We start from the raw sequence: 12,971 nt of genomic DNA, 5'->3' as shown, positions 1-12,971 counted from the left end.
CCCGAACCATCCGGTTCGGGGCCCTTCGGCGTTGCTGTCACGCGCCCTGTGTGCGGCGCTCCACGGGTTTTACCCGGCGGGTGTGTAACTCTCCGCCACGGACGCGGCCGAGGCCTCCCGTACGACCGTCATGCCGCCCACCGCGTTCTTGTCGGGCTTCAGGATGACGCTCTGGTTCGAGGACGGCGACTTCGGGTCGCTGAAGTCCTGGACGACGCCGAAGCCCGCGTCGAAGGCGTTGAGGGTCAGCAGGGCCTTGTCGACGCCCTCGCGGGTGAGGTCCTTGCTGACACAGGCCTTCTTCAGGGCCTCGCCGAAGGCGGCGGCCGCGGTCCAGCCGGCCACCACTCCGTTGTCGAGGGAGTCCTTCGGGTAGGCGGCCTTGTAGTCGGCGACCAGCTTCTTGGCCTCCGGGGTGTCGCCTCCGATGGGGAGCGAGGGCGAGGCCACGTAGTAGTTCGCCGTCAGGGCCGGTCCGGCCTGGGTGGCGAGCAGCTGCGGGGCGTAGGCCGAGTTGTTGCCGATGATCGGCACGTTGAACTTCCCGGCCGCCGCGACCCCGACCAGCGAGGCCGCCTGGCGCGGGCCCGCGCTGATCACGACCGCCTTGACGCCCGCCTGCTTGAGGGCGGCGACCTGGGCGGTCATGTCGTTGTCGGTCGGCTTGATCTTCTGTTCGACGACGGTGAGCCCGGACTCCTTCGCCATGTACTTGGAGCCGACCAGGGCGTTCTCGCCGTAGTCGCCCTCGAAGTACACATGGCCGATCTTGTCGCCCTTCTTGAGGCCCTTCTCCTTCATCAGGAAGTCGATGGCGTTGATCGTCTCGATGTCGTACGTCGATCCGATGACCCGGATGTAGGGGCTGCCCAGCAGGCTGCCCGACCAGGCCTGCGGCAGCACGAGGCCCTTGTCCTGACCGTCCACGCGCTGCTTGACGGCGGCGACGAACGGCGAGCCGATGAACTGCGTGAAGCCCAGCACCTTCGGTGCCAGCTCGGTGTAGCCGGACACCGCCTTCTGCGGGTCGTAGCCGTGGTCGCGCACGGTGAGCGCCAGCTGGTAGCCGCACACACCGCCGCCGGCGTTGAGCTGCTTCACATAGAGCTGCTGGGCCTGGGTGACGCTCTTGCCGAGGGTGGCGTAGACGCCGGTCATGTCGGTGAGCGCGCCGAGGGTGATGGTCTTGCCGGAGATGCCTTCGCCGGTCTTCACCCCGCCGGCGGCGGCCGTGGCCTTGTCGTCGTCACCGTCCTTGGCCTTGGAGCTGCATCCGGACAGCACGAGCAAGGCAGCCAGCGATCCGGCGGCGGCCCTCGCCACGTATGTCGTTCTCATCGTTCCTCCCCTGGAGTGGCCCCTGCGATGGACCTTGGGCTGGGCTTTGGTTCGGGCCGTGGATCCGGCCCCTTGCGACGGCGGGCGGCCACCCCGACCAGGCCGCCCGGCAGGAAGAGCACCACCGCCACGACGGCGGCGCCGTAGAGGTACCGGGACGCCTCGCCCGGTGCGATCCCGCCGGTGCCCGGGTCGGAGACCAGGGGCAGCGCGTCGCTGTAGCGGGTCAGCAGCTGGGGCAGCAGGGAGACGAACGCCGCCCCGATCACCGCCCCGGCGACCGAGCCGAGTCCGCCGATCACGATCATGGCGAGGTACTCCAGCGAGAGGATCATGCCGAAGTAGTCCGGCACCGTCCGCTGGAAGATCAGCGCGAGCAGGACGCCGGCCAGGCCCGCGTACATCGAGGACAGCACGAAGACCGCGGCCCGGTAGCGGGCGACCGGCACGCCGATCACCCCGGCCGCGATCCGGTGGTCGCGGATCGCGTTCATGGCCCGGCCCGGGCGGCCCCGCAGCACGCCACGGGCGAAGAGCGCGCCGCCGAGCAGCAGCACGAGTCCGGCGTACCAGAGTTTCTCGGCGGAGCCGAACGGCACGGCGGCGACAAGGAGTTCGCTGTCGTCGAAGGTGAGGCCGAAGAGGCTGAGGGGCGGTACGTCGCGGCCGTTGAAGCCGCCCGTCAGCTCACGCGCGTTGAAGAGCACATGCTGGCCGATGAAGATCAGGGCGAGGGTCGCGATGCCCAGGTAGGCGCCGCGCAGCCGTCCCGCGATGGGGCTGAACAGCCCGCCCGCGACGCCTGCGGCCAGTACTCCCAGGACGGCGGCGAGCCAGGTCGGCAGGCCGAGCCCGGTCAGTCCGTCTCCCCCCTCACCGGCGAACACGCAGTAGCCGTACGCCCCGACCGCGAGGAAGAAGGCGTGCCCCATGGAGAGTTGTCCGGTCGCGCCGGTGAGGAGGTTGATGCCGATCGCGCCGATCCCGGCGGCCATCGCGAACAGGCCCGCCTGGAGCCAGAAGCGGTCCAGGTAGAAGGGCAGGGCGAGCAGGAGGACGGCGCCCGCGGCCCAGACGTAGGTGCGGGTACGGGTGAACCACAGCGGCCGGGCGCTGCTCTTCGTGGCCTCAGACACGGGCCAGCTCCTTCGTGCCGAAGAGCCCGGCGGGCCGGATGAGGAGGATCGCGACCATCACCAGGTACGGGGCGAGATCGCCGAGTCCCCTGCCCAGGAAGGTCAGATCGCTCTGGTAGCCGGTGGCGAGGGACTCCGTTACCCCGACGAGCAGGCCGCCGACCAGCGCGCCCGTCGTGGAGTCGAGACCCCCGAGGATCGCGGCCGGAAAGGCCTTCAGCGCGGCGAGCGAGGTGGCCCGTTCCAGGCCCGGGGTCGGGAAGACGGTGAGGAACAGGGCGGCGACGGCGGCGAGTCCGCCGGCCACCGCCCAGGCGCTGAGCGACACCCGCCCCAGCCGTACGCCCATCAGGGCGGCGGTCTCCGGACTCTCCGCGGCGGCGCGCATCGCCACGCCCCAGGAGGTGTACCGGAAGGCCAGCAGGAAGGCTGTGATGAGCAGGGCGGCGGCGACGAACGCGGCGATCCGGGTGTGCGCGAGGGAGACCGGCCCGACGGTGAGCACGGCGGTGCCCCACGGGTCGCCGAGCGGCAGCACGTCCGTGCCGATCCTGCGGGTCAGTTCGGTGGTGAGCAGGATGTCGACGCCGATGGTGACGATGGCGAGGACACTCTGGTCGGACCCCCGGTAGCGGCGCATCACCAGGAACTCCACCGCCGCCCCCACCAGCGCGGCGCCCAGGATTCCGGCGAGCAGCGCGGGCCAGAAGCCGATGTCGTCGTGGAGGGTCGCGGTGACGTATCCGCCCGCCAGCAGCAGTGAGGCGTGCGCGAAGTTGACGACCTCGGTGGCCCGGAAGATGACGACGAAGCCGAGGGCGATGAGGGCATAGACGGATCCCAACGAGAGCCCGTTGAGGAGGAGTTCGGCGAAGGTACTCATGAGGCGGTCTCCTCGCCGTCGGTTCGGTGGCGGTGGCTTTCGACGGGCTGCCCGTCCGCGGGTTCGTCGTCCGAGCGCTCGCCCAGATAGGCCCGTACGACCGCCGGATCGTTCTGTACGTCGACGGGGGCGCCGTCCGCGATCCGGCGGCCGAAGTCCAGTACGGTCACGGCGTCCGCGAGCCGCATCACCACCCCCATGTCGTGTTCCACGAGCACGATCGAGATGCCGAGGCTGTCGCGGACGCCCGCGACGACCGCGGCCGTGCGGCGCCGTTCGTCGGCGGTCATGCCCGCGACGGGCTCGTCGAGGAGCAGGAGCCGGGGCTCCATGCACAACGCGCGGGCGAGTTCGGCGAGTTTCTGCTGCCCGTACGGGAGCGAGCCCGCTGGACGGCCGAGTTGCTGCTCCAGACCCACGAACTCGGCTATCTCACGTACACGTTCGCGGTGCAGGCGCTCCTCGCGGGCCGCCGAAGGGAGCCGCAGTCCGGCGGACACGAAGCCGCTGCGGGTCAGCCGGTGCCGGCCGAGCAACAGGCTGTCCTCGACCGTGGCGTGCGGCGGCAGAGCGAGGTTCTGGAAGATCCGGGCGACGCCGAGGGCCGCGATACGGTGCGGAGGCAGCCCGGTCAGCTCCTGGTCGCCGAAGCGGACACTGCCCGAGGCGGGCCGGCAGACACCCGACAGCACGTTGAAGCAGGTGGACTTGCCCGCGCCGTTGGGACCGATGAGCGCGTGGACGGTGCCGGGGCGGACGGTGAAGCTCACGTTGTCGAGGGCGGTCAGGCCGGCGAAACGGACCGTCAAGTCCCGCACTTCGAGGGCCGGAACGTCCGGCACGGGATTCACCCCTCCCACCGGGACAGTGTCGGCAGGGTGCCGCGCGCCGGTGCGGCGTCGGCCGCCGCGTCCTCGTCGACCACGCCCAGATAGCGGCGGCGCACCTCGTCGGAGGCGGCGAGTTCGTCGGCCGCGCCCGAGAGGGTCACCTCGCCGACTTCGAGGACGTACGCGCGCGACGCGAGCCGCAGGGCGAGCGCCGCGTTCTGCTCGACGAGCAGCACGGAGGTGCCCTGGGCGTTGATCTCGCGCACGGTGTCGGCGATCCGCTGGGCCATCAACGGGGCGAGCCCCAGGGAGGGTTCGTCGAGCAGCAGCACTTTGGGCGCGGCCATCAGGGCCCGCGCGACCGCGAGCATCTGCTGTTCCCCGCCGGACAGGAGTCCCGCGCGCTGCTGGGCGCGTTCGGCGAGTACGGGAAACAGGTCGTGCACACGGCGCAGCGCCCGCGCCCGCCGTTCCCGGCCGCCCGCGGCGCCGAGCGCCCCGGCCCGCAGATTGTCCGCGACCGTCATCCGGGCGAACACCCTTCGCCCTTCGGGCACTTGGGACACTCCGGCGGCGACCACCCGGTCCGCGGAGAACCGGTCCAGCGGCTGTCCGCCGAGACCGATCGTGCCGCCGGTCACCGCTCCCCCGTGGAAGGAGAGCGTCCGGCAGATCGCCCGGAGCAGTGTCGACTTACCGGCGCCATTGCTGCCGAGGACCGTGACCACGGCTCCTTCGGGTACCTCCAGAGACACCTGGCGCAGTGCGCGTACGGGGCCGTAGCCGACCGACAGGTCCCTTACGAGCAGAGCGGAACCGCTCATGACCTTGCCACCTCCCCATCTCCTCACTCGGTGTGGCGCTCACCTCAGCATTGGTCCAGGCGCCCGTCCACGGGGTTCGGGCGAAACGCGGCGGGTGCCCAGAGGTGGTGGCCGGCCGTTGTGCACGCGCACAAGACCGCGTGTCAGGGGCCTGTCGAAGGTGCCGTCCGGGTGACATCCTCCGGCCATGGGAGGGCGCCGACCGCGGACCGGTCATGACTGGAAGCTGCTCGCGGAGTCCTGCACGACTCTGCTGGAACGGCTGCCCGAGCTCGTCGACGAGCATCTGCGGCAGCTCACCGAATACTCCCCCGTCTATGGACAGGTGCTGCCGCACGACCAGCAGTGGCGGGAGGCCGAAGCCGCGATGCGCGTCGGCATCCAGACGCTCTCCGCGCCGCGGGACTCGCCACGCCGCGATCTGGAACACGCCGAGGACACCGGGCGACGGCGGGCCCAGCAGGGGCTTCCGCTTGAGTTGCTCGTGCACTCCTACCGTGCCGCGGGCTATCTCGTCTGGGACGCGCTGATGGAAGGCGCGGTGGGGCTGGCGCCCGAGCGGATCTCGATGCTCATGCGCTCGGCGACCATGGTGTGGTCCGCGGTGGACGCGCAGGCCACGGCCGCCACGGAGGCGTACCGGTCCACCGAGGCGGAGCTGCGGCGGCGCACGGACGAGCAGTTGCAGGCTCTGCTCGACGCCCTGCTCGAGGGGCAGCAGTCGCCCGGGCTCGCGGCACGGGCCGCCGCCGGGCTCGATCTGCCGGAGATGGGGCAGTACGCCGTGGTGGTGCTGCGTGCCGAGCGCCATGACGGCCGGGACACCTGCTCACGGCCGCTGCTGGGCGCGGGGCTGCGTTTCATCTGGCGGATGCGGGCGGACTGCGAGGTGGGCGTGGTGGCGCTGGACGCCGGGCAGGGGCTCGACGCGGTGGCCCAGCTGCTCGACGGACGGTGTCAGGGGCCGGGCGGGATCAGTCCGGTGGTGGCCGGGCTCGCCGAGCTGGGCCGGGCCCGGCGGCTCGCCGAGCTGGCGCTGCGCACCTGCCCGCCGGACGCCAGGGACGTCGTACGGCTGGACCAGCGGATGCCGACCGCGCTCGTGGTGAGCCAGCCGGAGCTGGCGGGGCGCCTGGTGGCGGACGTGTTCGGGGCGCTGCTCGAGCTGGAGCCCGGCGACCGGGCGGTGCTCCTTGAGACGCTCGACGTGTGGCTGGCCTGTGAGGGCTCGGCCGGTCGGGCCGCGAGCCGGCTGTACTGCCACCGGAACACCGTCTTCAACCGGCTGCGGCGGCTGGAGCAGCTCACCTCGCGGTCGCTGGCCCGGCCCCGGGATCTGATCGAGATGACGCTGGCGTTGGACGCGTACCGGTTACCGGGGGTGGGGCGGTGAGGGGTTCCCTCCCCCCCTCCGCCCCTTCCTGGGACCGCGCCCGGCGTGGTTGAGCTGAGCTCAGTTGAGGAAATCGCGGCCGATGTTCTCCGCGACCCGCTCCAGGATCGGTCCCGCGTCCTCGATGCACTTCGCGATGTCGGGTTCCACCTCGGTGAGGGGGTACGCGCGGCGGATGCCGGCCTTGCCGAGGGCCTCCGGGCGCAGGGCAAGCCGGCCGCAGACCGCGACGACCTCCTTGCCCGCGGCGCGGGCGGCGGCGGCGACCCCGGCGGGTGCCTTGCCGTGCAGGGTCTGCTCGTCGAGGGAACCCTCGCCGGTGATGACCAGCGTGGCGCGCTCCAGCGCGGGCGCGAAGCCGAGGACGTCGAGCATGACCTCGATTCCGGGCCGGAAGCGGGCGCCGAGCACGAGTGCGCCGTACCCGATGCCGCCCGCCGCGCCGGCGCCGGGCGCCGCCGCGTACTCGGCGGCCCGGGAGCCGACGGCCTTCTCCAGTACGGCGGCGAAGTGGGCGAGGGACGCGTCCAGGGCGGCCACGTCGTCGGGGCTCGCGCCCTTCTGCGGGCCGTACACGGCGGGGGCGCCCTTGGGGCCGGTGAGCGGGTTGTCCACGTCGGAGGCGAGGACGAGGTCGACCGAGGAGATCCGGGTGTCGAGGCCGGACAGGTCCGCGGTCACCACGTCGCCGAGGGCGCCGCCGCCGGGCGCGACGGGCTCGCCGTCCGCGTCCAGGAAGCGCGCACCGAGCGCGGACAGCATGCCGGCGCCCCCGTCGGTGGTGGCGCTCCCGCCCACGCCGAACACGATGGACCGGGCCCCGGCGTCCAGCGCGGCCCGCAGCAGCTCGCCCGATCCGTACGTCGAGGACGTGAGCGGCGCGAAGACCCCGGCGGGCAGCCGCTGCAAACCGCTCGCCTCGGCCATCTCCACGACCGCCGTGCCGTCGCGCAGCGCGTACGCCGCCGTGACCTCGTCACCGAGCGGACCGGCGACCCGCACCTCACGTCGTTCGAATCCGGCCGCCACAGCGGCGTCGACGGTCCCGTCGCCGCCGTCGGCCACCGGCAGAGCCTCGACCTCGACGTGCGGCGCGACGCGGCGCAGCCCGGTTGTCACCCGCTCGGCGACCTGCACGGCCGTCAGCGTTCCCTTGAACTTGTCCGCGGCGATCAGCACACGAGCCGCCTGCCGAGTCCGGTTCACAGCAGCGTCCGCCACCTTGCATCCCCTTGCTTTCGAGCCTTGCTCACGTCAAGGCAGTCGCGCCGCTGCGACCTTAACCGGAGGAAGCCCCCGCCGTCATGCCCCGGCCACCTCGCGGAACGCCGCGTCCGACCGTCCGGAACCGGTGAACCGGACATGACCCTGTGGGCACCGAGCTCGCCGACCGCGTCCACGGGGACCGGCCGGGCCGGATCGCGGGCAATCTGCTCGTTACCCTTCGTGGGTGACCACTCAAGACTTCGCCACGTACATCGCGGGCCTCCCCCGCGTCCTCGCCGGGGCCGCCGCCCTCTTCCGTGACACCGACGGGCGCGTCCTGCTGGTCGAGCCGAACTACCGTGACGGCTGGGCGCTTCCGGGCGGCACCGTCGAATCGGACGACGGGGAGACTCCGCGCCAGGGCGCCCGCCGGGAGACCGCCGAGGAGATCGGCCTCGACGTCGAACTCGGACGGCTGCTCGCCGTGGACTGGGTGCACGGCGCGGCGCGACCCCCGCTGGTGGCCTATCTGTACGACGGCGGAGTACTCACCACGGAGGACTTCGCGGCGATCCGGATCCAGGAGGAGGAGCTCCTGTCCTGGCGTCTCGTCGCGCGCGAGGACCTTGCCGGGTACCTGCCGGGCGAGCTGGGCCTTCGCGTCGTCGCCGCGCTCGATGTCCTGACGGAGGGCACGGGAACGGTGGAGCTGGAGAACGGGCAGCGCGTCGGCTGACTTCGCGAGGCGGGCCGGGGCGGAATGACTCCGCGCGGTGCCCGTACGCGATGTAGTCACGCACAACGAGCTCGACGGCATTCCGGGGGCTGCCACTCCCGCCGTCGGCCAGGGAGACAGTGACCTCGGCCATGGCGGGACCCTGACACCCGCGCGATCACCGGCCCTTGGCAGTCGCTTTCGCAGACCACCCCCCTCGCCCCACGTCGATCGGACGTCCTACCCTCGGCCCATGAACAGGCCTCTCGTCGCCATCCTCAGTGGAGCCGGCATCTCCACCGATTCCGGCATCCCTGATTACCGCGGCCCGAACGGCCTGTGGCGGAAGGATCCCGAGGCCGAGAAGCTCGTGACGTACGAGTACTACATGGGTGATCCGGAGATCCGGCGCCGGTCCTGGCAGCTGCGGCGGAAGAACCAGGCGCTGCGGGCCGAGCCCAACACGGCGCACCGGGCGGTGGCGGAGCTGGAGCGGTCCGGGGTGCCGGTGCGGGTGATCACGCAGAACGTGGACGGGCTGCACCAGCTCGCCGGGACGCCGGCCCGCAAGGTGCTCGAACTGCACGGCACGGCGCGGACGGTGGTGTGCACCGAGTGTCACGCGAAGGCGCCGATGGAAGACGCGCTCGCGCGGGTCGAGGCCGGTGAGGGCGACCCCGCGTGCCTGAGGTGCGGCGGCATCCTCAAGTCGGCGACGGTGATGTTCGGCGAGCGGCTCGACCCCGTCGTACTCGGCGAGGCCCTCGCCATCACCAAGGCGTGCCAGGTGTTCATCGCCGTCGGGACCAGCCTCCAGGTGCAGCCCGCGGCCGGACTCGCCGGGGTCGCCGCGGACCACGGGGCGCGGCTGATCATCGTCAACGCCGAACCGACGCCGTACGACGATCGCGCCGACGAGGTCATCCGGCAGCCCATCGGCACCGCCCTGCCCGAACTGCTGCGCCGGCTGGGCAACGAGAGTGACGGGTGAGGAACTGACCGGTGGCGACCAGGAATCCGACGGGGCGAGGTCGAGGGTACGGGGACGGCCGTGGCTCCGCTCTCCTCTGACCGTCCAGCCCTGTTCACGGGCGCTCAGAAGAGGGCGGCGCCGCTCTCGAAGTCCAGCAGCCGCTGCTTGCGGTCGAGCCCGCCGCCGTATCCCGTCAGGCTGCCGTTCGCACCGACGACGCGGTGGCAGGGCACGATGATGCCGATCGGGTTCTTGCCGTTGGCGAGGCCCACCGCGCGGGAGGCTCCCAAGTTGCCGAGGTTCGCGGCCAGTTCGCCGTAGGAGCGGGTCTCGCCGTAGGGAATCGTCCGCAGTTGCTCCCAGACACCCTGCTGGAAGAGCGTGCCGTCGAGCCGCAGCGGCAGGTCGAACTCCTTCAACTCGCCCGCGAAGTACGACGCGAGCTGGTCCGACACCTCGTCGAAGAGTGCGTCGTCGTCGCGTGCGCCGAAGCTCTCCTCAAGGGGGCGATGGCGCTGGCCGACCATGTAGAGGCCGCAGAGGGCGCCTTCGTCGGCGACGAGGGTCAGAGGTCCGTAGGGGCTGTCGATCACGGTGTGACGCTTCATGAATCGTCCTTGTGCGGGGGGCATAACTACTCAGCTCTGCTTGTGGATCCTCGTACGGCTGTCTCGTACGGGCCTACTCCGGAAGGAAGTTGATCGGATGGCTGTCCGTCGCCCACAGGTACTGGACCGCGTACGCCCGCCAGGGGCGCCACGCCGCCGCACGTGCCGTGAGTGCGGCCGGAGTGGACGGCAGGCCCAACTCCTGTGCGGCGCGCCGGATTCCGAGGTCGGTGGGGAGGAAGGCGTCGGGATCGCCCAGGGCGCGCATGGCGATGACGTCGACCGTCCAGGGGCCGAAGCCCGGCAAGGAGAGGAGCCGGGCGCGGGTCTCCTCCCAGTCGCTGTCGATGCCCAAGTGGATTGACCCGTCGGCGAGTTGACGTACGAGCGTGGTGAAGGTGGCGCGGCGGGTGCGCGGCATCGCGAGGGACTCGGGGTCCAGCGCGGCGAGCGACCCGGGGGACGGGAAGAGGTGGGTGAGGCCGCCCTCGGGATCGTCCACCGGGTCTCCGTACGCGGTGACCAGACGCGCCGCGTGGGTACGGGCGGCGGCCGTGGAGATCTGCTGGCCCAGCACGGCCCGTACGGCGAACTCGTCCCCGTCGACAGTGCGCGGCACCCGGCGGCCCGGAGCCTTGTCGACGAGCGGCGCGAGCAGCGGGTCGGTGCGCAACTGGTCGTCGATTGCGACCGGGTCGGCGTCCAGGTCGAGCATGCGGCGGCAGCGGCTGATGGCGACGGGCAGGTCGCGGAGGTCGCTGAGGGTGAGGCGGCAGGCGATGTGGTCGGGGTTCGGGGTGAGCCCGACGATCCCGTGGCCGTAGGCCAGGCGCAGGGTCCGCCGGTACGCGCCGTCCCGCCACTCCTCGACGCCGGGTACGGCGGTCGCCGCGAGGTGGCCGAAGAGGTTGTCGGGGTTGAGCGGAGCGCGGAAGGGGAGCCGGAGACTCAGCACTCCCGGAGTGGCGGCGCCTGCCTTCTGCCTGGGCAGCCGTGCGCGCAGCTCGCTCGGTGACAGCGCGAAGACCTCGCGGACGGTGTCGTTGAAGGTACGGATCGAGGAGAACCCGGCCGCGAAGGCGATCTCCGCCATCGGAAGCGGGGTGGTCTCGATGAGCAGCCGCGCGGTCTGGGCGCGCTGGGCCCGGGCGAGGGCGAGCGGGCCCGCACCGAGCTCGGCGAGGAGCTGTCGCTCGATCTGGCGGGTGCTGTAGCCGAGCCGGGTGGCGAGTCCCGGTACGCCCTCGCGGTCCACGATTCCGTCGCCGATCAGGCGCATGGCGCGGGCGACGAGGTCGGCGCGCTGGTTCCACTGCGGCGAGCCGGGGCTGGTGTCGGGGCGGCAGCGCTTGCAGGCCCGGAATCCGGCCTGCTGGCAGGCCGCCGCGCTGGGGTAGAACGTCATGTTCTCCGGCTTCGGCGGCACCACCGGGCAACTGGGCCGGCAGTAGATCCGCGTGGTCACGACCGCCGTGAAGAACCAGCCGTCGAAGCGCGCGTCCTTCGATTGGACCGCGCGCACACAGCGTTCCGTGTCGGTGTGCATCCCGTTCCTCATGCCTCAAGCATCGGGCACGCGCGAGGCCGGGGCTGGCGGGAATCCGACATCAAGCTGACGTGTCCTGGGACCGGCCATCAGCCCTTACGCCCCCTGCTGTCGGCTGCTGTCGGCTGCTGTCAGCCGGATGACCATGCGGACGTTCACACCACCCGGCGGCGTACCAGCACTCCCAGTGCCAGCAGTCCCGGCAGCAGGGGCAGCCACACGGTCAGGAGCCGGTAGCCGAGGACGACGGATGCCGCCGCGCCTGCCGGTGCTCCGGCGAGGGTGAGGGCCAGGGCGAGGGCGGCGTCCAGGGAGCCGAGTCCGCCGGGGGTCGGGAGCAGAACGGCGGCGCTGCTCGCCGCGAGGTAGGCGAGGGCGACCTGGACCGGGGGCAGCGGCAGATCGATGGCCTGGGACACGGCGATCACCACCGAGGCGTGCAGGCCGGCGAAGGCGAGCGAGCCGCCCCACAACGCGGCGGCCCGCGCGGGGAGTTCGTGCACGGCGCGGACATCCGCCAGCACGGCCCGCAGGGCGCGCCGCAGCGGCCCCTTCAGAAGCACCGCGGCGAGGGCGACCACCGCGAGCGCGACCGCCACCGGCGTCGCCGAAACGTGCGGAATGTGGAGTACGCCGGGACAGGCCAGCGCGAGGGAGGCGATCAGGAGGCCGCGCGCCACGGCTCCCGAGGTGGCCTTGACCGCGAGGGCTGTCGCCGACCGGGCGAGCGGCAGCCCGCACCGGTTCAGGAAGCGCAGGTTGACCGCGCCCGCGCCCAGGCCGGCGGGCAGCACATGGTTGGCGGCGGACGCCGCGAACTGCACGGCCACCAGTCGCCGCGCGGGCAACGGCCGGGCCACCGCCCCCTGTTGGGCGAGTGCCGAACACGCCCAGGTAGCCACGGTGGCGGCGCTCGCCACCAGCAGCCAGCCGCGGTCGGCGCCGGCCAGCCGCACGGCTCCCGCCTCGATCACCGGCCAGTGGCGCCGCGCGAGGTACAAGGCGCCCAGCACCACGAGGAGCGAGACCCCGGCCTGCCAGGAGACCCGTCTGCCGACGGTCGGATTCGATGTCGCGGGGGCGGTCGGCGGAGCGCTCATGTCGCCGGGCCTCCCCCGGCGCGGACCGGCGGCTCACCCATGACGTGCCACGGGCAGGCCCGACGGGCGACCGTGGCGGCACCCGCCACGTGCGACGTCCTGGCCATCGTCCACCCTTCACCGCCACAGGCCGAAGAGCCTCTGCGCAATCAAGGACAAATTATCGCGCACTGCTCAGAGGTGCAGGGCGGGTGCGGCATCCGGAGGCGCGGGGCAGCTTCAGCTGGAGACCCCTCCGGGGGTCGTCAGAACGACGGACTGGGGTCCGGCTGCCTCCCGCGCGGAGTGGCCGGCCGCGCCGCCTCCCGGGGGAATGGCCGGCCGCCTCAGCGCGGCGAGGACCGTCCGCCGGGAGCGGGCGCGGTCCGGCCGTCCGCTTCTCCTCGACGCGGCCGGCCTTCCACACCACCAGGACAACG

The 12,971-nt window shown here is 72.2% G+C and carries 12 protein-coding genes and 1 pseudogene; 3 read left to right on the top strand and 10 right to left on the bottom strand.

What is annotated here, in order from left to right; all coding sequences use genetic code 11:
• Nucleotides 1-69: 69 nt before the first annotated feature.
• From ACIBLC_RS02515 to ACIBLC_RS02495, 5 genes are read right to left on the bottom strand one after another with little or no spacing between them, the layout of a single operon-like run.
• Nucleotides 70-1,338, bottom strand: coding sequence for an ABC transporter substrate-binding protein (locus tag ACIBLC_RS02515; RefSeq protein WP_399208752.1), 1,269 nt, complete (start codon nucleotides 1,336-1,338; stop codon nucleotides 70-72).
• Nucleotides 1,335-2,441, bottom strand: a complete 1,107-nt coding sequence (locus ACIBLC_RS02510; protein WP_399209263.1) for a branched-chain amino acid ABC transporter permease — start codon at nucleotides 2,439-2,441, stop codon at nucleotides 1,335-1,337. The genes ACIBLC_RS02515 and ACIBLC_RS02510 overlap by 4 nt, the downstream gene beginning before the upstream one ends.
• Nucleotides 2,442-2,466: 25 nt before the next feature.
• Complete coding sequence (locus tag ACIBLC_RS02505) at nucleotides 2,467-3,357, bottom strand: branched-chain amino acid ABC transporter permease (protein ID WP_399208751.1); 891 nt, start codon at nucleotides 3,355-3,357, stop codon at nucleotides 2,467-2,469.
• Complete coding sequence (locus ACIBLC_RS02500) at nucleotides 3,354-4,208, bottom strand: ABC transporter ATP-binding protein (RefSeq protein ID WP_399209262.1); 855 nt, start codon at nucleotides 4,206-4,208, stop codon at nucleotides 3,354-3,356. The genes ACIBLC_RS02505 and ACIBLC_RS02500 overlap by 4 nt, the downstream gene beginning before the upstream one ends.
• A complete protein-coding gene (locus tag ACIBLC_RS02495) occupies nucleotides 4,205-5,011 on the bottom strand; it encodes an ABC transporter ATP-binding protein (protein ID WP_399208750.1) in 807 nt (268 codons plus the stop codon). Before ACIBLC_RS02495 ends, ACIBLC_RS02500 begins: the two co-directional genes overlap by 4 nt.
• A 187-nt stretch (nucleotides 5,012-5,198) precedes the next feature.
• On the opposite strand from ACIBLC_RS02495, the gene ACIBLC_RS02490 reads away from it, so the two are divergent.
• A complete protein-coding gene (locus ACIBLC_RS02490; RefSeq protein ID WP_399208749.1) occupies nucleotides 5,199-6,404 on the top strand; it encodes a helix-turn-helix domain-containing protein in 1,206 nt (401 codons plus the stop codon).
• Nucleotides 6,405-6,464: 60 nt separating this feature from the next.
• Here the strand turns inward: ACIBLC_RS02490 and ACIBLC_RS02485 are convergent, their stop codons facing one another.
• Nucleotides 6,465-7,625: a glycerate kinase gene (locus ACIBLC_RS02485; RefSeq protein ID WP_399208748.1), complete on the bottom strand. Its 1,161-nt coding sequence runs from the start codon at nucleotides 7,623-7,625 to the stop codon at nucleotides 6,465-6,467.
• 229 nt (nucleotides 7,626-7,854) lie between these two features.
• Between ACIBLC_RS02485 and ACIBLC_RS02480 the strand changes: the two genes are divergently transcribed.
• Nucleotides 7,855-8,346: an NUDIX domain-containing protein gene (locus ACIBLC_RS02480; protein ID WP_399208747.1), complete on the top strand. Its 492-nt coding sequence runs from the start codon at nucleotides 7,855-7,857 to the stop codon at nucleotides 8,344-8,346.
• 25 nt (nucleotides 8,347-8,371) lie between these two features.
• Here the strand turns inward: ACIBLC_RS02480 and ACIBLC_RS02475 are convergent.
• A pseudogene (locus ACIBLC_RS02475) lies at nucleotides 8,372-8,479 on the bottom strand (DUF2191 domain-containing protein); the annotation flags it as partial.
• Between the two features lie 99 nt (nucleotides 8,480-8,578).
• Here ACIBLC_RS02475 and ACIBLC_RS02470 point away from each other — a divergent pair.
• Nucleotides 8,579-9,316: an SIR2 family NAD-dependent protein deacylase gene (locus ACIBLC_RS02470; RefSeq protein ID WP_399208746.1), complete on the top strand. Its 738-nt coding sequence runs from the start codon at nucleotides 8,579-8,581 to the stop codon at nucleotides 9,314-9,316.
• Between the two features lie 104 nt (nucleotides 9,317-9,420).
• On the opposite strand, the gene ACIBLC_RS02465 is transcribed toward ACIBLC_RS02470, so the two are convergent.
• The 3 genes from ACIBLC_RS02465 to ACIBLC_RS02455 form a co-directional block, all read right to left on the bottom strand.
• Nucleotides 9,421-9,906, bottom strand: a complete 486-nt coding sequence (locus ACIBLC_RS02465; RefSeq protein WP_399208744.1) for a methylated-DNA--[protein]-cysteine S-methyltransferase — start codon at nucleotides 9,904-9,906, stop codon at nucleotides 9,421-9,423.
• Nucleotides 9,907-9,979: 73 nt separating this feature from the next.
• Entirely contained in the window at nucleotides 9,980-11,452 is a 1,473-nt protein-coding gene (locus tag ACIBLC_RS02460) for an AlkA N-terminal domain-containing protein (RefSeq protein ID WP_399209261.1), read from the bottom strand.
• 155 nt (nucleotides 11,453-11,607) lie between these two features.
• Nucleotides 11,608-12,552: a lysylphosphatidylglycerol synthase domain-containing protein gene (locus ACIBLC_RS02455; RefSeq protein ID WP_399208743.1), complete on the bottom strand. Its 945-nt coding sequence runs from the start codon at nucleotides 12,550-12,552 to the stop codon at nucleotides 11,608-11,610.
• Between the last annotated feature and the right edge of the window lie 419 nt (nucleotides 12,553-12,971).

This window comes from Streptomyces sp. NPDC050535, from assembly GCF_044457665.1.
GTDB lineage: Bacteria > Actinomycetota > Actinomycetes > Streptomycetales > Streptomycetaceae > Streptomyces.
Note: the sequence above shows the minus strand (reverse complement) of the source record. Positions and strands in the feature narration are given on the sequence as shown.

Coding starts and splice junctions, on each gene's coding strand:
- ACIBLC_RS02490 (WP_399208749.1), top strand. CDS start 5,199: ATGGGAGGGCGCCGACCGCGGACCGGTCATGACTGGAAGCTGCTCGCG.
- ACIBLC_RS02460 (WP_399209261.1), bottom strand. CDS start 11,452: ATGCACACCGACACGGAACGCTGTGTGCGCGCGGTCCAATCGAAGGAC.
- ACIBLC_RS02505 (WP_399208751.1), bottom strand. CDS start 3,357: ATGAGTACCTTCGCCGAACTCCTCCTCAACGGGCTCTCGTTGGGATCC.
- ACIBLC_RS02465 (WP_399208744.1), bottom strand. CDS start 9,906: ATGAAGCGTCACACCGTGATCGACAGCCCCTACGGACCTCTGACCCTC.
- ACIBLC_RS02470 (WP_399208746.1), top strand. CDS start 8,579: ATGAACAGGCCTCTCGTCGCCATCCTCAGTGGAGCCGGCATCTCCACC.
- ACIBLC_RS02455 (WP_399208743.1), bottom strand. CDS start 12,552: ATGAGCGCTCCGCCGACCGCCCCCGCGACATCGAATCCGACCGTCGGC.
- ACIBLC_RS02515 (WP_399208752.1), bottom strand. CDS start 1,338: ATGAGAACGACATACGTGGCGAGGGCCGCCGCCGGATCGCTGGCTGCC.
- ACIBLC_RS02495 (WP_399208750.1), bottom strand. CDS start 5,011: ATGAGCGGTTCCGCTCTGCTCGTAAGGGACCTGTCGGTCGGCTACGGC.